The 22479-nt window shown below is 69.8% G+C and carries 17 protein-coding genes; 12 read left to right on the forward strand and 5 right to left on the reverse strand.

Features of this window, described 5'->3' with window-relative positions; genetic code table 11:
- Positions 1–34 precede the first annotated feature (34 nt).
- Both ASC81_RS07360 and ASC81_RS07365 read right to left on the reverse strand, forming a co-directional pair.
- Positions 35–3439: a response regulator gene (locus tag ASC81_RS07360; RefSeq protein ID WP_056264661.1), complete on the reverse strand. Its 3405-nt coding sequence runs from the start codon at positions 3437–3439 to the stop codon at positions 35–37.
- Complete coding sequence (locus ASC81_RS07365) at positions 3436–6036, reverse strand: TonB-dependent receptor (RefSeq protein WP_156391875.1); 2601 nt, start codon at positions 6034–6036, stop codon at positions 3436–3438. Before ASC81_RS07365 ends, ASC81_RS07360 begins: the two co-directional genes overlap by 4 nt.
- 193 nt (positions 6037–6229) lie before the next feature.
- Between ASC81_RS07365 and ASC81_RS07370 the strand changes: the two genes are divergently transcribed.
- A complete protein-coding gene (locus ASC81_RS07370) occupies positions 6230–7384 on the forward strand; it encodes a serine hydrolase (RefSeq protein ID WP_082536343.1) in 1155 nt (384 codons plus the stop codon).
- A gap of 46 nt (positions 7385–7430) precedes the next feature.
- On the forward strand, positions 7431–8510 hold the full coding sequence (locus ASC81_RS07375) for an MBL fold metallo-hydrolase (RefSeq protein ID WP_056264663.1): 1080 nt from the start codon (positions 7431–7433) through the stop codon (positions 8508–8510).
- A 10-nt stretch (positions 8511–8520) separates the two neighbouring features.
- Here the strand turns inward: ASC81_RS07375 and ASC81_RS07380 are convergent, their stop codons facing one another.
- Entirely contained in the window at positions 8521–9000 is a 480-nt protein-coding gene (locus ASC81_RS07380) for an AAC(3)-I family aminoglycoside N-acetyltransferase (RefSeq protein WP_056264665.1), read from the reverse strand.
- A gap of 35 nt (positions 9001–9035) precedes the next feature.
- Positions 9036–10949 (reverse strand): winged helix-turn-helix domain-containing protein, encoded by a 1914-nt coding sequence (locus ASC81_RS07385; protein ID WP_056264668.1) that lies wholly within the window; start codon positions 10947–10949, stop codon positions 9036–9038.
- Between the two features lie 129 nt (positions 10950–11078).
- Here ASC81_RS07385 and ASC81_RS07390 point away from each other — a divergent pair, with 129 nt between their 5' ends.
- The 5 genes from ASC81_RS07390 (at position 11079) to ASC81_RS26900 (ending at position 16337) form a co-directional block, all read left to right on the forward strand.
- Complete coding sequence (locus tag ASC81_RS07390; protein ID WP_056264670.1) at positions 11079–12521, forward strand: hypothetical protein; 1443 nt, start codon at positions 11079–11081, stop codon at positions 12519–12521.
- Positions 12522–12586: 65 nt separating this feature from the next.
- Complete coding sequence (locus ASC81_RS07395) at positions 12587–13186, forward strand: DNA-3-methyladenine glycosylase (protein ID WP_056264673.1); 600 nt, start codon at positions 12587–12589, stop codon at positions 13184–13186.
- 248 nt (positions 13187–13434) lie between these two features.
- Entirely contained in the window at positions 13435–14505 is a 1071-nt protein-coding gene (locus tag ASC81_RS07400) for a DUF6081 family protein (protein ID WP_056264676.1), read from the forward strand.
- A 78-nt stretch (positions 14506–14583) separates the two neighbouring features.
- Entirely contained in the window at positions 14584–15927 is a 1344-nt protein-coding gene (gene chrA, locus ASC81_RS07405) for a chromate efflux transporter (RefSeq protein WP_056264679.1), read from the forward strand.
- A 170-nt stretch (positions 15928–16097) separates the two neighbouring features.
- Positions 16098–16337 carry a hypothetical protein gene (locus ASC81_RS26900; protein ID WP_156391877.1) on the forward strand — a complete coding sequence of 80 codons (240 nt, stop codon included), beginning with the start codon at positions 16098–16100 and terminating at the stop codon, positions 16335–16337.
- A 16-nt stretch (positions 16338–16353) separates the two neighbouring features.
- Here ASC81_RS26900 and ASC81_RS07410 read toward each other — a convergent pair whose 3' ends face one another.
- On the reverse strand, positions 16354–17019 hold the full coding sequence (locus ASC81_RS07410) for an ion channel (RefSeq protein ID WP_056264682.1): 666 nt from the start codon (positions 17017–17019) through the stop codon (positions 16354–16356).
- A 156-nt stretch (positions 17020–17175) separates the two neighbouring features.
- On the opposite strand from ASC81_RS07410, the gene ASC81_RS07415 reads away from it, so the two are divergent.
- The 5 genes from ASC81_RS07415 (at position 17176) to ASC81_RS07435 (ending at position 22279) form a co-directional block, all read left to right on the forward strand.
- Complete coding sequence (locus ASC81_RS07415) at positions 17176–18183, forward strand: diacylglycerol kinase family protein (protein WP_056264757.1); 1008 nt, start codon at positions 17176–17178, stop codon at positions 18181–18183.
- Complete coding sequence (locus ASC81_RS07420; protein WP_056264683.1) at positions 18180–18974, forward strand: metallophosphoesterase; 795 nt, start codon at positions 18180–18182, stop codon at positions 18972–18974. Before ASC81_RS07415 ends, ASC81_RS07420 begins: the two co-directional genes overlap by 4 nt.
- Positions 18975–19091: 117 nt before the next feature.
- Positions 19092–19712, forward strand: a complete 621-nt coding sequence (gene gmk, locus ASC81_RS07425; protein WP_056264687.1) for a guanylate kinase — start codon at positions 19092–19094, stop codon at positions 19710–19712.
- A gap of 24 nt (positions 19713–19736) precedes the next feature.
- Entirely contained in the window at positions 19737–19940 is a 204-nt protein-coding gene (gene rpoZ / locus ASC81_RS07430) for a DNA-directed RNA polymerase subunit omega (RefSeq protein ID WP_056264690.1), read from the forward strand.
- Positions 19941–20020: 80 nt separating this feature from the next.
- Complete coding sequence (locus ASC81_RS07435; RefSeq protein WP_056264694.1) at positions 20021–22279, forward strand: bifunctional (p)ppGpp synthetase/guanosine-3',5'-bis(diphosphate) 3'-pyrophosphohydrolase; 2259 nt, start codon at positions 20021–20023, stop codon at positions 22277–22279.
- Positions 22280–22479 lie beyond the last annotated feature (200 nt).

A 22479-nucleotide genomic window follows, 5' to 3' on the forward strand; every position in this document is an offset into this window, starting at 1 on the left:
CGGCGGCGGCCGATGAGCCCGCCAAAGATGTGGGTTAGGTCACACGGGGACCGGGTTCCGACAGGGCGCGCAGCAGCGGCTGCAACAGCCGGTTGACCTCGGTCAACGGCGGCGCGATGACGGCATCGTCGACACCCTGTGCACACGCCGCTTCCAGCGCCGCCGCGGCCTGCTGCAAGGCTTGCATGCCCAGCGTGCCGGCAACGCTCTTCAGGTCGTGGGCACTGCGCAGGGCAGCCCCCGCGTCGCCGCGGGCGCAGGCCTCCCGCATGCGCGCCGCAAAGTCGACCTCCCGCTCGCGGAACATGCCGAGTAGCCGCCGGTACAAGGCCTCGTTGCCGTCCACCGCCGCAAGGCCGGCGCTGAGGTCCAGGCCCGACGCGGACGGCAGGGGCTGGCGTTCGGGCTGCGCCAACGCCGGGCGTACCCAGTGCGCCAGTGTCGCGAACAGCTCGTCCACGCGAAAAGGCTTGGCGACATGGTCGTTCATGCCTGCCGCCAGCACCTTCTCGCGGTCACCGGCCATCGCGTTGGCGGTCATCGCGATGACGGGCAGCTCCTTGAGCGCGGGACGCTGGCGCAGCGCGCGTGTGGCCTCGTAGCCATCCATCACCGGCATCTGGCAGTCCATCAGCACGGCATCAAAACGCTGGCTGTCCAGCGCGGCGAGCGCTTCGCGGCCGTGGCCGGCGATGGTGACGACGATGCCCACACGCTCCATCAGGCTGCAGGCCAATTCTTGGTTGATCGCGTTGTCTTCGACGAGCAGGATGCGCGCGCCGGCCAGGCTGGCCTGGTGCGCGTGCAGCTTCTCCTGCCGCTGTTCGCTGCGGCGTGGCAGCGCCGCCTTCACGCCCAGCGCCGTGACGCAGGCGTCGAGCAGGGCCGACGGCGTGACGGGCTTGGGCAGCAGGGCCGCCACCTGCAGGCCGCGCGCCAGCAGCTGGCGCTCGGCCTGGTCGCGGCTGAAGGCGGTGACCATCAGCACCGTCGGCGGCGCGTGGCGGCCGGCCATGGCGGCCAGCCGCGCCAGGCACTCGACGCCGTCCATGCCGGGCATGCGCCAGTCCAGCAGCACCAGCTTGAAGGGGCGGTCGGCGGCATCGGCATTCGCCACGGCCGCCAGGGCCGCCTCGCCATCGGCCGCCACCTCGGCATTCAAGCCCAGCGAGGCCACCAGGGCGCACAGCAGCTCACGCGCCGCCGGGTGGTCGTCGACGATAAGCAGCCGGGTACCGCGCAGTTCTGTCGTGTCCAGCACCGGCTGCGCCCCAGGCTGCAGCTCGAAAGGCAAGCTGAAGTGGAAGCTGCTGCCGCGCGAGGGCTCGCTGTCCACCCAAATCCGGCCGCCCATGCGCTCGACGAGGTGGCGGCAGATTGCAAGGCCCAGGCCCGTGCCGCCAAAACGCCGGCTGGTCGATGCATCGGCCTGCGTGAAGGGCTGGAACAGGCGCTCGCAGGCCTCGTGGCTCAGGCCGATACCGGTGTCGCGCACCTCGAAGCCCAGCGTCGCGCGCCGGCCGACGCGCTCGGCCAGCGACACCGCCACGGTCACCTCGCCGCGCTCGGTGAACTTGATGCCGTTGTTGACCAGGTTCAGCAGGATCTGGCCCAGCCGCGAGGGGTCGCCGACCAGCCCGGTGGGCAGCTCGGCCGGCAGCATGAACAGCAGCTCCAGCCCCTTCTCCTCGGCCGGCATGCCCACCAGGTTGGCCAGTTGGTCGAACACGTCACCCAGCTGGAAAGGGATGGTCTCCACTTCCAGCTTGCCGGCCTCGATCTTCGAGAAGTCCAGGATGTCGTTGATGATGCCCAGCAGCGACTCGGCCGCGCGGTGCACCTTCTCGACGTAGTTGCGCTGCTTGGCGTCCAGCCCGGTCTGCAGCGCCAGGTAGGACATGCCGAGGATGGCGTTCATCGGTGTGCGGATCTCGTGGCTCATGTTGGCCAGGAACTCGCTCTTGGCCTGCGTCGCGGCCTCGGCGGCGTGCTGGGCGCGCTCCAGCTGGCCAGTGCGTTCGTGCACGCGCTGCTCCAACGTGTTGGCCAGGCGGCGCACCTCGGTGCGCGAGCGGCGCAGCCGCACGAGGAAGAACACCGTGCCGACCAGCGCGAGCATGCTGCCGGCCAGCACCGTCCACAGCCAACGCTCCTGCAGCTCCCGGGTCTGCAGCTCAGTGGCCTGCTGCTGGCCACGGCGCTGCAGCTCGGCCAGCTCGCGCTGGCGCGCCTCGTCGCGGCGGCGCTGTGCGGCCTCCAGCAGGCGCTCGGCGCTGCGCTCGGTGCTGGCACGCGCCTGCATGTCGGCGGCGTCGATGGCCAGCCGGTAGGCGCGCTGAATGTCACCCGCGGCCGCCTGCAGCTGCGCGAGCCGGCGCGCGGCGCTGGCAATGTAGAGCGGCTGCCCGAGTGCGAGTGACTCGGCATAGGCGTCCTCGGCCTCGGCCAGCGCCGCCGCAGAATGCCCCAGCGCCTCTTGGATGCGACTGCGTTGCTGGGCACCATGGAAGCGGCCGGCGCGCAACTGCGTCGTGGCGAGGATGGCGCGCGTGCGGTCACTTTCGGCCAGCGCCTCCTGCAGCCGCCCCTGGTTCAGCAGTTGCTCGGCATGGTTGTGCAAGGCGTTGGCAAGATTCACCGGCGTCGCCACCGCAGTGAAGGCGGCGATGGCCTGGGCGACCAAGCGCTCGCCCTCGCCATGGTCCTTGCGCCGGTGGGCCTCGTTGGACAGGCCGAGCAGCGCGAACCCTTCCTGCAGCTTGGAGCCGGCGGCCAGGGACTGCCGGCGCATCTGCTCCAGCTGCTCGCCCGCTTCGACGAAGCGCTCGCTCTGCATATAGGACACGGCCAGGCCGTGGTGGGCATAGGCCAGTGCCAGCGTGTCGCCCGAGCGCTGTGCGGCGTCCATGGACTGCAAGGCCATCGTGGCCGACTCCTCGAACCGGCCGACGCGGCGCAGCACCAAGGCGCCGCGGAACAGGGCCTCGGCCAGCAGGTCGGGCCGGTCGACCCCGTCCAGCACGGCGATGCTGTGCGAGGTGACCTCGACGAGGCGCTCCACATGGTTGAGGTTGACCGCGCCCAACGACAGGTTCATGTCGGCCTCGGCCTGGCCGGGGCGATCATTGGCCGCGGTGGCCTCGCGCATCGCCTGCTCGGCGCGCGCGACGGCTTCCGCCGAGCGGCCGAGGTGGATCTCGATGCGTGCCAGCAGGTTCAGCACCCGCGCGCGGTCTGCGGCCGGCGCATCGGGCGGCAGCTCGGCCTGCAGGCGCTGCGCCTGCACGTAGGACGCCGGCGCGTCGTTGTCGGCCAGCTTGCGCACGGCGGTGGCGCGCTGGCGCCAGTCGTCAATGGGCGCGGCCACGGCGAGCGTCAGCAACAGCAGCAGCAGCCAGGCTGCGGCGGCTGCGCCCCATCGCAAGCCGCGCAGCCTCATATGCGCAGGCTCAGGCTGGTGCCAAGCTGGCGGTCATTCACCCAGGCGTTCTGCGGTCGGGTCTCGACGCCGAAATGGGAGCGCCGCAGCGTGCCCAGCAGGTTGCCGCCGTCGAGCGACCAGGTCAGCTCGTCGGTGATGCGCCAGCGCAGCGAGGCATCCAGCCAGCCATAGGCGCGCGTGGTCGTCTGCAGTGCACCCAGCCCCACGACGCTGACCGTGCCGCTCGGGAAGCTGCTGCGCCAGTTCCACGCCAGCCGCGCCGACCAGGCGCCGTGCTCGTACAGGCCGACGAGGTTGGCACTGCGGCGCGACAGGTTCTGCATCGCCACAGTGGAGCGCAGCGCGCGGTCGTAGGTGCTGCTGTCGACGAAGGTGGCGTTGGCCTGCAGCCCGAGGCCGCGCCAGGCACCGGGTAAAAAGTCGAGGAAGCGCTGGTAGGACAGCTCCGCGCCCCGGATGCGGCCGGCGTCGGCGTTGTACGGGCGGTTGACTTGGTAGAGCTGGCCGTCATGCGTCTCCGCCTGGCTGCGCGTGGCAATGAAGCCGTCCACGCGTTTCCAGAACAGCGTCACCGAAGCGGCATGGCCGGCGCCGAAATTGCCTTCAGCGGCCAGGTCGGCATTCGTCGCCCGCAGCGGCCGCAGCGCCGGGTTGCCGGCCGTGCCCTGGTTGAGCTGAGGGTTGATGCTGTTCGGCGTCAGCGTGATGGATGGCGACAGCAGGTTGAAGTCGGGCCGCGTGATCGTGCGCGAGGCGGCCGCACGCAGCTGCCAGGGCCCGCCGGCACGCCAGCGCAGGTTGGCGCTGGGCAGCCAGTCGGTCGTCGTCGTGTCGATGGCCAGCGGCGCGACCGTGCCGGTGGAAGGCACGCTCTGGTTGCCCGACAGCGTGGCGCGCGTGCGCACCAGGCGCAAGCCGGCCTGGCCGTCCAGGGCCAGCGCCGGCAGCTTCCAGCCCGCCTCGCCATAGGCGGCGTCGGTAGCTTCGCGGATGTGCCACACGCCCAGCGGCCCGCCCGCCGTGGGCAGCGGCGTGGTGATGCCAAAAGCCGCGCGCGCCGCCACCGGGTCGCGGGCGTCGGCCAGCGTGTCGGTGAGATAACCCTCGATGCTGCTTGTGCGGCCATCGAGCAAGGGCGAGTAGGGGTAGACGGCCGTGCGGCCCGGCTGGGTGGCCGCTGGCGTACCCGGCACCGCAATGTCGCCAAAGATCAGGTTGGGCGCGTTGTCGGCCTCGCGGCGCGCATGGCGCCAGCCGATGGCCACGCGCTCCAGCAGGCCGTTTTCCGGCTGCCACTCGGCGTCGCCCCGGCCCGCGAGCAGGCTGCCACGCAACGGCCGCACCCGGTAGGCCATGGACACATAGCGCAGGTTGGCCGGGTTGGCGAGGTCCGTGCCCGCGACCGATGTGGCCGGCACCGCGCCCGCCACGTCGTGCGTGAAGCGGGCTGCGGTAGCGGCCAGCGTGGGGCCGGCGAAGAACAGGCGGTTGAGGCTGCGCGTGTGGCTGAGGTCGGCGCTCAGCCGCAGCTCGCCTTGCGACCACGCGCCACCGGCAGCCAGCTGGCGCGTGCGGTCGATGGTGTCGCGCGCAAAGCCGAGGATGGAGACTGGCGCGTTCGTCCACGTGATGCGCTGCACGTCGCGCGTGCCGGTGAAAAGGGTGACGCTGGCGGGTTCGAAGCCGCTGCCGGCCGCGAAGTTGGGGCCGATGTTGAGCTGCTGCGTGTCCTGCCTCGTCTTCAGCTCCGCGAAGTGCGCCTCGGCGTAGAGATCGAGGGCGGCGTCGGGGCGCCAGCCCAGCATCAGGCTGGCCGCGCTGCGGCGGCGCCGGCCGAGGTTGGCGCTCTCGCTGCTGCTGCTCGGCGCGACGGTGTCTTCGCCGGGCACCAGGTCCAGCCGGCAGCCCGACGCGGCGCGCGCGCTGCACAGCATCGGCGAGCCGGTGCTCTTCTGGTCTTCGCGGTAGGCCCGGTCCTGCAGCACCAGGTTCACCAGCAGCGCCGTCTCGCCCACCGCGGTGGCCGCACCGCCGCCGTAGAGCAGCGCGAACTGGCCGGCGCCGCGGCCGACGAGATCGCCGTGCAGATGGCGCGCCGACAACGCCAGCATGGGCTGGCGGAAATCGAACGGGCGGCGCGTGCGCAGGTCCACCGTGCCGCCCAGCCCGCCCTCGATGCGCGAGGCCGCCGAGGTCTTGTAGACATCGATGCCGGCCAGCATGTCGCTCGGCAAGTCGGCGTAGTCCAGCGCCCGGCCGAAGCCGGCGGTGAACAGCTCACGGCCGTTCAGCGTGGTCTCGATCTGACCCAGCCCACGCACCGTGGCCACCGAAGCCTCGCCGCGGTCGCGCGTGATCTGCACGCCAGTGATGCGCTGCACCGCGTCGGCCACGCTGAGGTCGGGCAGGCGGTTGATCTCCTGCGCCAGGATGCCGTCGACGATGTCGGCGCTGCTGCGTTTGCGCTCGGCGGCGGATTCGACGCTGGCCCGCACGCCGATGACGACAACGGGTTCGAGCTTCTGCGCCGACATCGCAGCAGGCGCCAGCAGGGCAAGGCTGGCGGCTGGCATGACCAGGCCGATCTGCTTCATACGAGGCCTCCATCCGTTGGGCCAGGCTCGTCGGGATGACGACCCTGGCCGGGGATCACCGCGTTAGGACCGACGCCGGCGTGACGCAACCGAGCGTTCGACTCGTCTTTTATCCCTAAACGAGCCATCTCGACAGTGCCGTCCACTGTCGAGCGGCCAGCTGGTGCGGCGCAGCATCCCGGAGAATCCCGCGATGAGAATCTCCATTGCCCATTGGCTGCTGGTCCCGGTCCTGCTGAGCGGCTGCGCCGTCCGGCCCGCGTTGGCGCCCGCGCCGCTGGCGCAGGCCGACCAGGCGGTCGAGCGCCTCATCGCGCAGCGGCAGTTGCCGGGAGCCGCGGTCTGGATCGAGCGCGTCGGCCACGGCAGTCATCACCGCGCCTATGGCCAGCGTGCCGTCGACCCGGTACCCGAACCGCTGGACGAGGCGACCGTCTTCGATGCCGCCTCGCTGACCAAGCCGGTCGTCACCGCCACGCTGGTGCAGCTGCTGCGCGAGCGCGGCCAACTCGACATGGAAGCGCCGCTGCAGCGCTATTTGCCCGGCTGCGGCGGTGTCGACAAGGCCGGCATCACGCTGCGCCAGTTGCTGACACACAGCTCCGGCCTGCCGGCCAGCCTGCCGGGCAATGGCGCCGGCGATTGGGCCGGCCCCGGCGACGCCGAGCGCATCGCCTGCGGCCTGCCGCTGACCGCGCCGCCCGGCACGCTGTTCCGCTACTCGGACGTCAACTTCATCCTGCTGGGCCGCATCGTCGAGCGCGTGAGTGGCTTGCCGTTGGCGCGCCATGCGGCGCAGGCCGTGTTCGCGCCGCTGGGCATGAAGGACAGCGGCTATCTGCCGCTGCAGCGCATGGACGCGGCGCGCATCGCGCCCACCGAGCGCCTGCCCAGCGGCCAGCTGCTGCGCGGCGAGGTGCACGACCCGACCGCGCGCAAGATGGGAGGCGCCGCCGGCCATGCGGGCCTGTTCACGACCACGGCCGACCTGGCCCGCTTTGCCCGCATGCTGCTGACCGGCGGCCTGGCCGAGGATGGCCGCCGCCTGCTGTCGCCCGAGAGCGTGGCACTGCTGACCACGCCGCAGTCACCCGCAGCGCTGGCCGAGAAGCGCAGCCTGGGCTGGGACATCGCCTCGCCCTTCTCCCGGCCGCGCGGCAGCCTGTATCCGCCCACCAGCTTCGGCCACACCGGCTTCACCGGCTGCGCCTTCTGGCTGGACCCGACGAGCCGCAGCTTCTTCGTGCTGCTGTCCAACCGCGTGCATCCGGCGCTGGGGACGAATGTGCTGCCGCTGTACGGCGAGCTGGGCACGCTGGCGGCGCAGGCGGCGGGGGTGGGGCCATAGGCCGATGCCGCGGCTCGCGTGGCCTGCCTCGGGCACACTCGTTTCCATGCGATCTTTCCTGCGCCTGATCCTCGTCGCCAGCCTCGCCCTCATCGCCAGCTGCGCCAGCAAAAGCAACTGCAGCGCGCCCTATGCCAATTCGCCCCAGCTGCAGAACTGCCTGTTCGCCAATCCGCCCAATCCCGACACACCGCCGGGGGCCAGCGGCTGGTCGATCTGGACCCGCTTCCTGTTCAGCAACAAGGTCGGCACGGTGCCGGTGGACGCCATCCCGGTTCGGCAGCTGACCACTGCGCAGCTGGCGGCGCTCGACGCCAGCGCCAACCATGTCGTGCGGCTGGGCCATTCGTCTCACCTGCTCAAGCTGCAGGGCAAGTTCTGGCTCATCGACCCGGTGTTCGGCGAGCGCGTGTCGCCGTTCAGCTTTGCCGGCCCGAAGCGCTTCCATGCGCCGCCGCTGACGCTGCAGCAGCTGCCGCCCATCGAGGGCCTGATCCTGTCGCACGACCATTACGACCACCTGGACGTGCCCACCATCGAATACCTGGCGCTGCGCGTGCAGCGCTATTTCGTGCCGCTGGGCGTGAAGGCGCGCTTGGTGGACATGGGCGTGCCGGCCGAGCGCGTGCAGGAATTCGACTGGTGGCAGGCCGCGGCGCATGCCGGCGTGAAGCTCACGGCGACACCATCCCAGCACTTTTCCGGCCGCACGCTGAGCGACCGCAACAGCACTCTGTGGGCGTCGTGGGTCCTTGAGAGCGGCGGGCAGCGCATCTATTACAGCGGCGACACGGGTTACTTCGGCGGCTTCAAGCAGATCGGCGAGCGCTTCGGCGGCTTCGACCTCGCGCTGATGGAAAACGGCGCCTACGACACCTACTGGCCCGCCGTGCACATGACGCCGGAGCAAAGCGTGCAGGCCTTCATCGACCTGCGCGCCCAGGTGCTGTTCTCGGTACACAACAGCACCTTCGACCTGGCCTTCCACACCTGGCAGGACCCGCTGAACCGGCTGGCCGACCTGGCCGAGGCCAAAGGCCTGGCACTGGCCACGCCCGAGATCGGCGAGGTCATGACGGTCGGGCAGCCGCGCATCAACAGGCGCTGGTGGGCGGGCTTGAAGTAGCCGGCGGTCGTCAGGCCTTGGGGGCGGGCGCGATGTCGAAGTGCAGCACGTCCTCCCGCACGCCCAGCTTGGTATAGAGCGCAATCGCCGGGTCATCGCCGTGGTCGGCCTGCACGAAGATGACGTAGATGCCGCGCGCCGCGGCCAGTCGCTGCAGCTCGCCGATCATGGCCGTGGCGATGCCCTGGCGGCGATGCGACTCGGCCACGGCCAGGTCGTAGATATAGAACTCTGAACGCTGCTGCTCGAACTTGGGCAGGACATAGCCAGCCAGTCCACCCACCACGTCGTCACCGGCCAGCGCGGCGATGGCGACAAAGGTGGGGCTGGCGATCAGCTGCTGGAGATAGCTGTCGTCCGGTTGCTGCGCCGAGTAGGTGGCCGTGTCGTCGAAGGCGCGGCCGAAAAGCTCAAGCATGCGACGCAGCGGAAGCAGGTCATCGGCGGACAGAACCTGGGTCGTGAAGGTGCTGGATATGGAGATGCTCATCGCGGTGTTGGAGTGCCGGTCGGCGTGAGTTTCGATCAGCTCGGCGACAAGCCCGGCCCATACCCGTCCAGCTTGAGCTGCTTCAACAGCGCCAGGAAGCGCGGCTGCTCGCGCAGCCCGGTCCAGCGCGGGTCGTCCTTCAGGAACACCAGCTGCGTGTCCCGCGCGGCATGGGCGCGCTCCAGCGCGTCGAGCGCCAGCGTCGTTTCACCCAAGGCGTTGTGCAGCACGGCCAGCGAGATCGGTGGCACGAACTGATGGCTTGACCGTTGCAGCAGCCGCGCCAGGATCCCGCGGGCCTCGGCTGAGTGGCCCAGGCGGGCCAGGTGCATGCCCAGCAATGCCTGAGGCCGGCTGTTGCCGCCGGCTTGCTCGGCGGTGCGCCGCAGCGCCGCAAGGGCCAGGTCGGGTTGGCCGTCGGCCAGATGCAGCAGGGCCTGGGTGCGGTGGGCCAGGTAGAAATCCGGCGCGATGTCGAAGGCCCGTTGCAGGCGCGAGCGCGCGGCCTCGCGCTGGCCGCGCGCCAGCAGGTAGCCGGCTTCCAGCGTGTTGAGGAAAGGCGACATCGGGTCCAGCTCGCGCGCCGTGCGCAGGTGCTGCATGCCTTCGTCGGGCCGGTCCTGCGTCAGCAGCAGCTGGGCTAGGCCGAAGTGGGCCATGGCCACATTGGGGTTCACCGCCAGCGCGCGCCGGAAGCCACGCTCGGCGCCGGGCCAGTCGAAGTCGAAGTAGTAGAGGCTGAAGCCCTGCTCGGACAGCGCGGCCGCCAGGTCGGGTGCAAGTGCGAGCGCGCGCTGCACGGCCTGCTTGGCGGGCTGGAAGACATCGCTGGGCGGCGCGTCGGCGGCGAGCAGGGTTTCACGCAGGGCCTCGGCCAGGCCGACATGGGCCAGCGCGTAGCCGGGGTCCGCCTGCAGCGCCTGGCCGAACAGCGCGATGCTCTTGCGCAGGCTGTCGCCGCGGCGCGCCTGCGCATGCCGCGTGGCGGCCTGGTAGAACTCGTAGGCGTCGGTGTTGCGGGTGCCGCCGAGCGGCTTGGCCGGCAGGCCGGTGGCCGCGCCGCCGCCGGCCTGCAGGCGGGGTGCCAGCGCCTGCAGCACGCGGGCGGAGATCTGGTCCTGCATGTCGAAGACGCCGGTGAACTGCGCGTCGAAGCTGTCGCTCCAGCCCGCGCTGCCGTCGCTGGCGCGCAGCAGGCGGGCGCTGACGCGCAGCTGGCTGCCGCGCCTCTGCAGCGAGCCGTCGACGATCCAGTCCACGTCCAGCTCGCGCGCCGCGCGCACCGGGTCCTGCTCGCTGCCGGCGTAACGCCGCACGGAGCCCACCGAGCGCACCACCAGCCCCGGCACCAGCGACAGGCGTGTGATGAGGCTGTCGGCCATGCCCAGCTCCAGCAACTCGTCGCGGCTTTCGGCGGCCAACGGCTTGAAGGGCAGCACGGCCAGCGTGACGCGGCCGGAAGGCTCGTTGACGGCCGGCGCTGGACGGCGCAGCCACCACCATGCGCCGGTCAAAGCGACGGCAGCGCCGCCAGCCAGCGCCCAGCGCCGCGCCGGTTGGCGTGTCGCAACAATCGCTGGCGCTGCTGGCGGTGCGGGCGGTGCGGGCGGCGGCACGGCGTCGTCCAGCACCGTCACCGGAGCAATGAAACGGAAGCCGCGTCGAGGCACGGTCTGGATGTACCGGCTGCCCGCCGGCTCGTCGCCCAAAGCGCGCCTCAGGCTGGAGATGGTCTGGCTGAGGTTGTTCTCTTCCACCACCAGGCCGGGCCACAGCTCGCGCATCAGCCGATCCTTGTCCAGCAGCGTGTCCGGGTGGTCGACCAACAGCTGCAGCGCGCTGAACAGGCGCGGCGTCAGGACCAGCTCGGTGCCGTCACGCTGCAGCACGCGCTGCTGGGACCGCTGCAGCACGAAATCGCCAAAGGCAAGGAGTTCGGGCGCAGGCATGGCGCGGCTTCACAGGGGTTTCAGGAATCGTTCAGACGCCGTTCAAGACGACTGCGGCGCGGGCGGGCCATTGTGGCGTGACGGTCCGCGCCCCGCGGCCGGCGCCATGCCCGAAGGAGACGCACCCCCATGAATGCCATCAACCTCACCCTGCTCGCCGCCCTCATGCTGTCCGCCTGCGGCGGTGGCGGCGGTGACGCCGAGGTCGCCGCGCTGGACGAAGACGGCTGCCTGCTCACGCCCGCGGCCACCTTGGCGTCACACCAGACCAGCACCGTCTGCCGCGGCAAGGCCAACTTCCATGACCGACAACTGCTCGGCCTGGGCGGCAATGGCCGGGCCTGCGTCGACTGTCACTCAGCGGCCGAGCGCTTTCAGCTCAGCCCCGCCAAAGCTCAGGAACGGCTGGCTGCCATGCTCGCCAGCGGCATCGACGACCCCTTGTTCCGTGCCATCGATGCAGACGACTTCCGCGTGCTGGGCGCCGCCGCGCGGGACTTCACCAACCTCACCGTCAACGGCCTGGTTCGCGTGACGCTGCCGCTGCCCGAGAACGTCAAGCTGCTGGACTGTGGTGCCGCGGTGCCCTGCCCGGCCTCGGCGCGGCCCACTGCCGAGACCCATGCCGACATCTGGCGCGCCGTGCCCTCCATCCTGGACGCCCGCCTCACCGGCCCCGACGGCCAGTCGCCGGCCTGGCCGCGGGGCGCCAACCCCAGCGGCGGCTACCAGCTCGACGGCCGCATCGACACGCTGCAGAGCCAGGCCCAGAGCGCACTGCGCAGCCATGCCGCCACCACGGTGGACGCGCCGGACACCTTCCTGGACGACCTCGCCGCCTTCCAGAACGCCCAGTTCTCCAGCCCCGGCGTGAAGCGCCTCGCCGAGGCCATGGCCAGTGCCGCCAGCGCCGCCCTGCCCGACCCCGACCCGCCGCTGGACGACCTGGAACTGATCGGCAAGCGCGTCTTCAACCGCGCCTGCGCCCAGTGCCACGGCAACCTCGGCGCCCACCCGAGCGGCAGCGCGCCCATCCGCCAGGGCATCACCGGCACGCCAACAGCGCTGGTGCGCTATCACGACATCATCACGGCCTGCCCGCGCCCGGTGGACACCGCCAGCCCGCCGCGCTTCGTGTTTGTCCGGTGCAGCCCCAGCCAGATGGCGAACGTGCGCACCTACCAGATCACCAACAGCGGCTCGCCGCCATCCGGCACGCCCTGCGGCGGCGCCGCGCCGCAGCCGGCCTGCGTGACGCGCGTCACCACGTCGGACCCGGGCCGCCTGCTGCTCACCGGCTACCCGACGCCGGGCGGGCCGGGTGACATCCAGAAGATGGACATTCCCAGCCTGCGCGGCATCGCGCTGACGGCGCCTTATTTCTCCAACAACACCGCCGCCACGCTGGAAGACATGCTGGCGCACTACAAGCAGTTTTTCATTCGCGTGCAGGTGCAGAACCCCGCCGCGCCGCTGCTGACCACGCAACCGGGCGTGGCGCCACCGGTGATCGACCGGCCCTTCACGGATGCCGAGACGCCGGCGCTGCTGGCTTATCTGCGCAAGTTGTGAGGCGCGGGCGGGCGCGAGGCAACGCCTGCGCAGGCCGGGTTGGCAAATTGCCCTAGCCTCGCAGGATGTCCATCGATTTCAATGCCAGCCCCGTCGACGTCGCCCGCGAGTTGCTCGGTTGGACCCTGCTGGTCGACGGCGTGGGCGGCGTCATCGTCGAGACCGAGGCCTACGACGGCGACGACCCGGCCTCGCACAGCTTCAGTGGCCGCACCGCCCGCAACGCCGCGATGTTCGGGCCGCCCGGCCATGCCTATGTCTACCTGAGCTATGGCCTGCACTGGTGCCTGAACTTCGTCTGCCGTGAGCCCGGCCATGGCGCGGCGGTGCTGGTCCGAGCGCTGCAGCCGACCCACGGTCTGGACGTGATGCGGGCGCGCCGCGGCGTGGAGGCGCTGCGCCTGCTGGCCGCCGGTCCGGGCCGGGTCGGCCAGGCGCTGGGCATAGACCGGTCCTTCGACGGCCTGCCGCTGGACCGGCCACCGTTCGAGCTGCAGCCGCCGGCGGGCCCTGTCGACGTGGCCAGCGGCGCGCGCATCGGCATCAGCAAGGCTGCAGAGCAGCCATGGCGCTTCGGCGTGACCGGGTCGGCCTTCCTCAGCAAGCGCATTGAAGCGAGCGCGAAAGAAAAAGCCCCTCGGCCGGCGAGCGGTTCGAAGGGCTGAATCCACCCGGGCGGGTGGAGGAGACAAGCAAGGCCTCGACCTTAGCGCGGCCACGCCTTGCGAAGCAGTCAACTTGGCGACTGAAGCGACGCATGAATCATCACGCCCCACCATTGCGCCCGCCGCTACCGGGTCCGGCCCCTACGCCTCCCCAATCGGGATGAGACAACGCCTTTGACCTGGGTAAACCTGCGGGCGATGTGCCAAGGCCTTGCTGGATCGTCGGCCTCAATCACCAAGGGGCCAACATGGCAGCTCACTCCACCGCCGCGACCCGGCATTGCACAACCCTGTCACTGGCCGCGGGCCTGGCGCTCGCTGCGGGCCCGGCCGCGGCGAACACCGTCGTGTACGACAGCTTCGACACGCCCGCCTACTCGCTGGCCGGCTACGGTGCCAAATGGGCCAACCCCTACGGCCTGGGTGAAATGGCCATCAGCGACACGCGCAATTTCCTGGGCGGCAACTTCGCCATCAAGGCGCCGGTGTTCCAGACGGGTTTCGACTTCAGCGTCTACGACCACCTCAAGTACATCGCCACCAGCACGCAAAGCTTCGCGGTGCCGGTCGGCGGCTCGCTGACCTTCTCTTCCACCATCACCGCCACGGCCCACAACACCCAGGCGGCCGGGCGCATCATCAATGGCACCTACATCCAGAGCGGCCTGCCCTACTCGGCACTCGCGCTGGAAGGCCAGCAGGCCGGCGCCGTGATGAACATGATCGACTTCTCCACCGGCCAGTTGTTCGACTGGTTCATCTCGGGCTCGACCGCCTTCACGCTGATCGAGCGCCTGCCATCGGCCGTCACCAACCCGGCTCTGCTGCCCAGCGACCCGAACTACGTCGGCATGGACAAGATGTACACGCAGATCATCAACCAGATCGACATCGGGCCCGGCCCGCACGTCGCGTCCATCACCTACAGCGACGCCGGCAGCGTCAGCTACTTTCTCGACGGCAAGCTGGTGTCCCAGGTCGACAACGTCGGCATCCCGCTCGACAAGCAGGCCGGCGCGGCCTGGTCGGGCATCTACCCGTCCTACGGCCCGGGCGAGAACCTGGCCGGCAAGGTCCGCAACCTGACCATCGGCCACGGCCTGTTCAGCCTGCTCGACGCCTACCCCTTCCAGCACCCCGAGCGGCCCGACCTGGCCGTCTCCATCCCGATGTCCGAGCGCCTGTTTGGCCAAGGCATGGACGCCACCTTCGACGACTTCACCGTCACGGCCGTGCCCGAGCCACAGAGCTGGGCGCTGCTGATGGCCGGGCTGTTGGTCGGCATTGCCGCGCAGCGCAGGCGCGTGCCGCGGCGCTGACGCTGCGGCCGCTGCGCGCGGCGGCGCAAGGTCGAATCGGGCCTACATTGCCGGCTGATTTCTCAGCCTGGAGCCGGTTTGCCGACTGACCCGAACCCACCGCCCACCGTCAATTTCTGGGCAGCGCTGCGCTTCTGGCTCAAGCTGGGCTTCATCAGCTTCGGCGGCCCCGCCGGCCAGATCGCCATCATGCACACCGAGCTGGTCGAGCGCCGCCGCTGGATCAGCGAGAAGCGTTTCCTGCATGCGCTGAACTACTGCATGTTGCTGCCCGGTCCCGAGGCGCAGCAGCTTGCCACCTACATCGGCTGGCTGATGCACCGCACGCGCGGCGGCCTGGTCGCCGGCGCGCTCTTCGTGCTGCCGTCGCTGTTCATCCTCATCGCGCTGTCCTGGGTCTACCTGGCCTGGGGCCAGCTGCCCATCGTGGCCGGCCTGTTCTACGGCCTCAAGCCTGCGGTGACCGCCCTGGTCGTGCATGCCGCCCATCGCATCGGCACGCGGGCGCTGAAGAACGGCTGGCTGTGGGGCATCGCGGCCGCGGCATTCGTGGCGATCTTTGCCCTGGACGTGCCCTTTCCCGTCATCGTGCTGGCCGCCGCCCTCGTCGGCCACTTCGGCGGGCGCTGGGCGCCGCAGGTCTTTGCGCTGGGCGGCGGCCACGGCACGGCCGGGCACAGCCATGGCCCGGCGCTGATCGACGACCACACACCGACACCGCCGCACGCCCGCTTCAGCCGTGCACGACTGGCCCGCGTGCTGGCCATCGGCCTGGGCCTGTGGGGCTTGGCCATGGCCGGTCTGGTGCTGACGCAGGGCGTGGACGGTGCGCTGGCGCAGATGGGCTGGTTCTTCACCAAGGCCGCGCTGCTGACCTTCGGCGGCGCCTACGCGGTGCTGCCATACGTCTACCAGGGCGCTGTCGAGCAGCACCAGTGGCTGAGTGGCGCGCAGATGATCGACGGCCTCGCGCTGGGCGAGACGACGCCTGGCCCGCTCATCATGGTGGTGGCCTTCGTCGGCTTTGTTGGTGGCTGGACGAAGCAGCTGTTCGGCCCCGATGCCCTCTTCCTGGCCGGCGCAACGGCCGCGGCCGTGGTGACCTTCTTCACCTTCCTGCCTTCGTTCGTGCTGATCTTTGCGGGCGGGCCGCTGATCGAGTCGACTCACGGCAATCTGAAGTTCACCGCGCCGCTGACGGCGATCACCGCGGCCGTGGTCGGCGTCATCCTGAACCTGGCGCTGTTCTTCGCCTATCACGTGCTGTGGCCACAGGGCCTCGGTGGCCGCTTCGACTGGATCGCCGCGCTGATCGCCGTGGCCGCCGGGGTGGCGCTGTTCCGCTTCAAGCTTGGCGTCATGCCGCTGCTGGCGCTGTGCGCCGTGGCGGGGCTCGCGGCCTCCCTACTGCGCGGACTTTGAACGTAGGGCTGCGCCTACCTGATCGCGCGGCGTCGAGGTATGGCGACCCCTGGCCCGCAGGCCTAAATTGGAACTGTCGCGAGCCGAGTGGCATCTGATGAAGGTGCTCTACAAGCAGACCGACAAGGACCCGGTGCACGCATCGGGTCTTTTCTTTCCAAGGAGCAGCCGTGAGTAACCCGTTGAGCCAGGTGGGTCAAACCCCGCACCCCGAAGCGTCTGCCAAGCCCGACCAGCCCCCCAGTGAGGCGGGCAATCCCGCGCTTCAGCATCCCCAAACCACCGCCGAGAATTCAGCCCCCGCCCCCACTGCCCAGCAGCCCGCGGCCAACCCGGCGCCGCCGAAAAAGGCCGAGATCGCCGACCTGAAGCCCGGCGAGCCGCCACCGGAGTCGAGTGCGGGTTCGTGAACGGGGCGCGCCGGCGTCACTTGCGCAGCGTCAACCCGATCAGCCGCGACACCACGGCGGCCAGATACATGACGCCGACAAACATCTCCAGCGCCGTCAATGCGCGTGCCAGCGGTCGCAGCGGAATGACATCGCCGATGCCGGTGCTGGAAAGCAGCGCAAAGCTCAGGTACATCAACTCCGTCCACGTGCGCGGCTGATCAGCATTGATGGCCGCCGAGAAACTGCCCGGCTGCCAGGCCTGCAGTGCGACGAAGCTGTAGGCAAAGCCCCAGGCCAGCAGCGTGAAGGTGGCGCCGGCAGCGAACAGCTCGTCGGTCGTCGCATGCATGTCGCCCATCATGTAGGCGACCAGGCTGCCGGCCGCGTAGAAATAGAACAGCGCCTCCAGCGTTGCCGACCAGGGCTGCAGCCAGTGCGTGTCGAACAGAACCTGCAGCAACAGCATGACGATGGCCGGCAGCGCCAGGCACACGCTCAACCAGGTCAGCCCGGGCGTGCGGCGTACCATGCCCGTGGTGAACACCAGCACGGTGATGCCAAAAGCGCTCAAGGCAATCGGCCCGCCGCGCGTCGATTCCAGCAGCGGGTAGAGCAACAGGCCGGCGAGCTGCACGAGCAGCAACACGGCCGACGGATGGCGCCGCGTGACCGCGAGCAAGTCATTGTGGAAGTAGGGCATGGCGCGATTCTGCGTGCGGCCGCTGATGCAAAACCCGTCACCTCTCGCCTTTCATCGAGCTGGGTGAAGATGCAGCCTGACGGCCCATCTGCCCCGACCCGTGGCCGCGGCCCGGCCCCCTGATTGCCCGGCCGCCAATCACCCCGCGCCTTGACCATGCCCCCATCGCCATCGAGCCACCCCGACCCCGGCACCGCGCCCTTCTTCGTCGTGTTCAACCACGCTTCCGGTCGCGGTGACCGCGACGAGGTCGGGCCGGCGGTGGAGGCTGCCTGCGCCACGGCGGGGCGCCGCTGCGAGCTCTTTCCCGTCGACCGGCCGGCCCGCCTGCCGGAAATTGCACGTCGCGCGGTGCAGCGCGCGCGGGAGGCCGGTGGCACCGTCGTCGCCGCGGGCGGCGACGGCACCATCAATGGCGTGGCGCAGGCGGTGTTGGGCAGCGGCTGCCGCTTCGGCGTGCTGCCGCGCGGCACCTTCAACTACTTCTCGCGCACCCACGGCATCCCGCAGGATCTCGACGGTGCGCTGCGGGTGCTGCTGACCGAGGACGCGGTGGCCGTGCAGGTTGGCCTCGTCAACGAGCGGGTGTTTCTCGTCAATGCCAGCCTGGGCCTTTACCCACAGCTGCTGGAGGAGCGCGAGGCGTGGAAGCAGCAGTTCGGCCGCAGCCGGCTGGTGGCGCTGGGGGCTGGCGTTCGCACTCTCATGCGCGGCCACCGCAGCCTTCGGCTGATCATCGAGCAGGGTGGCCAGTCGCGCCAGGTCCGCACGGCAACGCTGTTCGTCGGCAACAACGCGCTTCAGATGGAACAGGTCGGCCTGCCCGAAGCCCGTGCCATCGACGCGGGCTGCCTGGCGGGCGTGGTGCTGAAGCCGGTCGGGCGCTGGGCGCTGCTGGCGCTGCTGGCGCGCGGCGCCTTCGGCCAACTCGGCGCCGCCGACCAGGTGCAGAACTTCGCCTTCCGCCGCCTCACGGTGACGGCGCGCAGCTTCGGCGCCAGGCGTATCAAGGTTGCCACCGACGGCGAGGTGCTGCGCATGCAGATGCCACTGCGCTTCGAGGTGGCACCGCATCCGCTGCTGCTGATCCGCCCGGCCGGGCTGGCGCAGGAGCGGCGCGAGGCCCAGGCTGCCGCGGCCGCCGGCTTGGAGGCAGGCGCATGACGGTGGTGCTGCAGGTCTCCGACACCCATTTCGGCACCGAACGGCCGGTCGCCGTGGTCGCGCTGCAGCAGCTGAGCGCCGAACTGCGGCCCGACCTGCTGCTGGTCACGGGCGACATCACGCAGCGCGCTCGGCCCGCGCAGTTCGCGCGGGCCAAGGCAGTGTTCGACCAGCTCGGCGTGCCGGCCCAGCTCATCATCCCGGGTAACCACGACATCCCCCTCTACAACGTCTTCGCACGCGCCTTCCACCCTTACGGTCGCTTCGCCGAGGTATTCGGCGAAGCGCTGGAAGGCGAGTACGAGCGCGACGACCTGCTCGTCATCGCCATCAACACCACGCGGCGCTACCGGCACAAGCACGGCGAGGTCTCGCAGGAACAGATCGACCGCGTGGCCGAGCGCCTGTCCCGGGCCAGGCCGGGCCAGCTGCGCCTGGTGGCCGTGCATCAGCCGGTGGCGGTGACGACCGAGTCCGACATCAACAACCTGCTGCGCGGCCATGAACGCGCGGTGCGCCGCTGGGCCGTGGCCGGGGTCGATGCCATCATCGGCGGCCACATCCACCTGCCCTATGTCCTGCCGCTCAAGCAGACCTGGCCCGACCTGCCACGCGCCGTGTCGGCAATCCAGGCAGGCACGGCCGTCAGCCATCGCCTGCGCGGCGGCATCTCGAATTCGGTCAACGTGATCCGCACCGGCCCGAAGCCCGTGGTGGAGCGCTGGGACCTGGACGAGGTGGCGGGCAGGTTCAAGCTGGTGCAGTCGACGCCGCTGAACGTCGAGCGCTGAAGGCGATGCACTCCGTCACGCCGGGCGGCGCTTCGGCAGCCCCTGCAGGGGTGGCGCCTCCTCGCGCAAGATAAAGTCCGGCCGCTTCGGCTGCGACTGATCGGACACACGCGTCTCATGGAATACCCCGGCAATCTCTTCGTCGTCGCCGCACCCAGCGGGGCGGGCAAGTCCAGCCTCGTCAAGGCCCTGCTGGAGCTCGATTCGCGCCTGGCGGTGTCCATCTCGCACACCTCGCGCGCGCCGCGCGGCCAGGAGCAGCACGGCCGCGAATACTGGTTCATCACGCCGGACGAATTCCGCGCGATGGCCGAGCGCGGCGAGTTCTTCGAATGGGCCGAGGTGCATGGCAATCTCTACGGCACCTCGCGCGTCGGCATCGAAAGCCGGCTGCAGCATGGCGAAGACGTGGTGCTGGAGATTGACTTCCAGGGCGCGCTGCAGATCAAGCAGCTGTTTCCTTATGCGGTGCTGATCTTCATCCTGCCGCCGAGCTGGGAGGAGCTGAACCAGCGCCTGAACCGGCGCGGCGACACGGAACCCGACGTCATCGCCAAGCGCATGGACAACGCCCGCGTCGAGGTGGCGCAGGCTCGGCACTTCGATTTCGTTGTCGTCAATGCGGTGTTTGATACCGCCGTCTTCGACCTGAAATCCATCGTCCACGCGCAGCGGCTAAAATACGCGGCTCAGCGCCGTAACCGCTCGGCCGTCTTTCAGGCGCTCGATCTGCCCTGATCACCGAAATACCCTAGGAACACCATGGCCCGCATCACCGTCGAAGACTGCCTGACCAAGATCCCGAACCGCTTCCAGCTCGTGCTGGCCGCCACCTACCGCGCGCGCATGCTGAGCCAGGGCCACAGCGCCCGCATCGAGAGCAAGAACAAGCCGGGCGTGACGGCGCTGCGCGAGATCGCCGCCGGTGAAGTCGGCATCGAGATGCTGCGCAAGGTGCCGGTCTAAGTACCGCCGGCCTCGCTGTACATGAAACGGGCGTCCTCGGGCGCCCGTTGCCTTTTAGGCATCGGCTAAATTCGGCGCATATGGCCCAACGCTCCCTGACCGCCTGGTTCACGCTGCCTGGATTGCGCCAGCCAGCGCCTCCCACGCCGGCGGAGGCAGCCTCCTTCGATGCCCTCGCCCCCAAGCTCGGCTACCTGAGCAAGGCCGAGGTCAAGCGTGTGCGCGAGGCCTACAAGTTCGCCGACGAGGCCCACCTGGGCCAGAAACGCGCCACCGGCGAGCCCTACATCACCCACCCCATCGCCGTGGCTGGCATTTGCGCCGAATGGCGGCTGGACGCCCAGGCGCTGATGGCGGCGCTGATGCACGACGTGGTGGAAGACTGCGGCGTCTCCAAGACCGAGCTGATCGAGAAATTCGACGCGACGACGGCCGACCTCGTCGACGGCCTGACCAAGCTGGACAAGCTGCAGTTCTCCACCAAGGAGGAATCGCAGGCCGAGTCCTTCCGCAAGATGCTGCTGGCGATGGCGCGCGACCTGCGCGTCATCCTGATCAAGCTGGCCGACCGCCTGCACAACATGCGCACCATGGGCGCGATGGCACCGCAGAAGTCGCGCCGCATCGCCCGCGAAACCTTCGACATCTACGCGCCCATTGCCCACCGCCTGGGCCTGAACCAGACCTTCCGCGAGCTGCAGGACCTGTCCTTCCAGTACTTCCACCCCTGGCGCTATTCCGCGCTGAGCAAGGCGGTCGGCAAGGCACGCGGCAACCGGCGCGACCTGGTGTCGCGCATCGAGGGCGAGATCCGCGCCGCCTTTGCCAAGGCCAGCCTGCGCGTGCAGGTGCAGGGCCGCGAGAAGACCGTCTACTCGATCTACAAGAAGATGCGCGAGAAGGGCGGCCTGTCCTTCGCACAGGTCAGCGACATCTTCGGTTTTCGCCTCATCACGGAGGAGCCGCTGCAGTGCTACACGGCGCTCGGCGTGCTGCACCAGCTCTACAAGCCGCAGGCGGGCCGCTTCAAGGACTACATCGCCACGCCCAAGGACAACGGCTACCAGTCCTTGCACACGACGCTGATGGGGCCGCTGGCCACGCCGCTGGAGTTCCAGCTGCGCACCGAAGGCATGCACCAGATCGCCGAACAGGGCGTGGCGGCGCACTGGATCTACAAGAGCCGCGGCAAACAGACCTCGGCGCTCGTGGCGCAGCAGGCCAATGCGCGCTGGCTGCAGAGCCTGATCGACATCCAGGACGAGACGCGCGACGCCAACGAGTTCCTGGAGCACGTCAAGATCGACCTCTTCCCCGACGCGATCTACGTCTTCACGCCCAAGTCCAAGATCATGGCGCTGCCCAAGGGTGCGACACCCGTGGACTTCGCCTACGCCATCCACTCCGATGTCGGCGACCACTGCGTGGCCGCCCAGGTCAATGGCGAGGCGGTGCCGCTGCGGGCTGAGCTGCGCAGCGGCGACATCGTCGAGATCATCACGGCCCCTGGCGCCAGCCCCAACCCGGCCTGGCTGAGCTTCGTGCGCACCGGCCGGGCGCGCTCCAAGATCCGCCACTACCTCAAGGACCTGGAGCATGAGGAGTCGCGCGAGCTGGGCGAGAAGATGCTCGCCCAGGCCATGCGGGTCGAAGGCCTGGGCCTGCCCAGCCTGGAGGCGGACGACCCGGCGTCCAACATCTGGCACGAACTCGCCGCCTGGGCCGGCAGCGCCGGCACGGAGCAATTGCTGGTCGACATTGGCGCCGGCCGCAAGATTGCCACCATCATTGCCAAGAAGATGGCACGCCTGATGGCCGAGCAGGGCCAGAAACCCGATGCGCTCGCGCTGACGCTGGGCCGTTTCACCGAGGCCCCGGCCGACCAGGGCAGCGTGACCATCGACGGCAGCGAAGGCGCCTCGGTACAACTGGCCACCTGCTGCCGCCCCATCCCCGGTGACGGCGTGCACGGCTATCTTGGCCGCGGCGAAGGCCTGGTCGTGCACACGCTGGATTGCCAGGTCGGCAAGCGCCTCTTCCAGCGCGACAGCGAACACTGGATCCGCGTCGAGTGGGCGGAGGAGCCGGGCCGCAGCTTCGAGGCCGGCATCACGCTGCTGCTCAGCAACGGCAAAGGCGTGCTGGCCCGCGTGGCCCAGGCCGTCGCCCAGGCCGAGGCCGACATCACCCACATCGCCATGAGCGATGACGCGCCCCTGCGCGAGACGGCGGAGATGACCTTGCTCATCGCCGTGCGCGACCGCCTGCACCTTGCCGACGTGTTGCGCGTGCTGCGCCGCACCTCGCCCGTGCAGCGCGTCTGGCGCGTCAAACCCTAGCCATCGGCGCCCCTGCCGAAGCCGCGGCCCGATCACGGCCGTGAGTGTTTCTATTCGCGTCCCCGGGTTAACCATTGTTTCTGGGCCCGGTATTTGTTTTCGGGATAGCAGACGAGACAAAACGAATTTCTCGCGGTTACAGCGCCTGCTTAAGGTCGCACCGCGGTTCGGGAACGGGGCGATGACCCTTGAATCCGAGC

The organism is Pelomonas sp. Root405 (assembly GCF_001425165.1).
GTDB lineage: Bacteria > Pseudomonadota > Gammaproteobacteria > Burkholderiales > Burkholderiaceae_C > Pelomonas.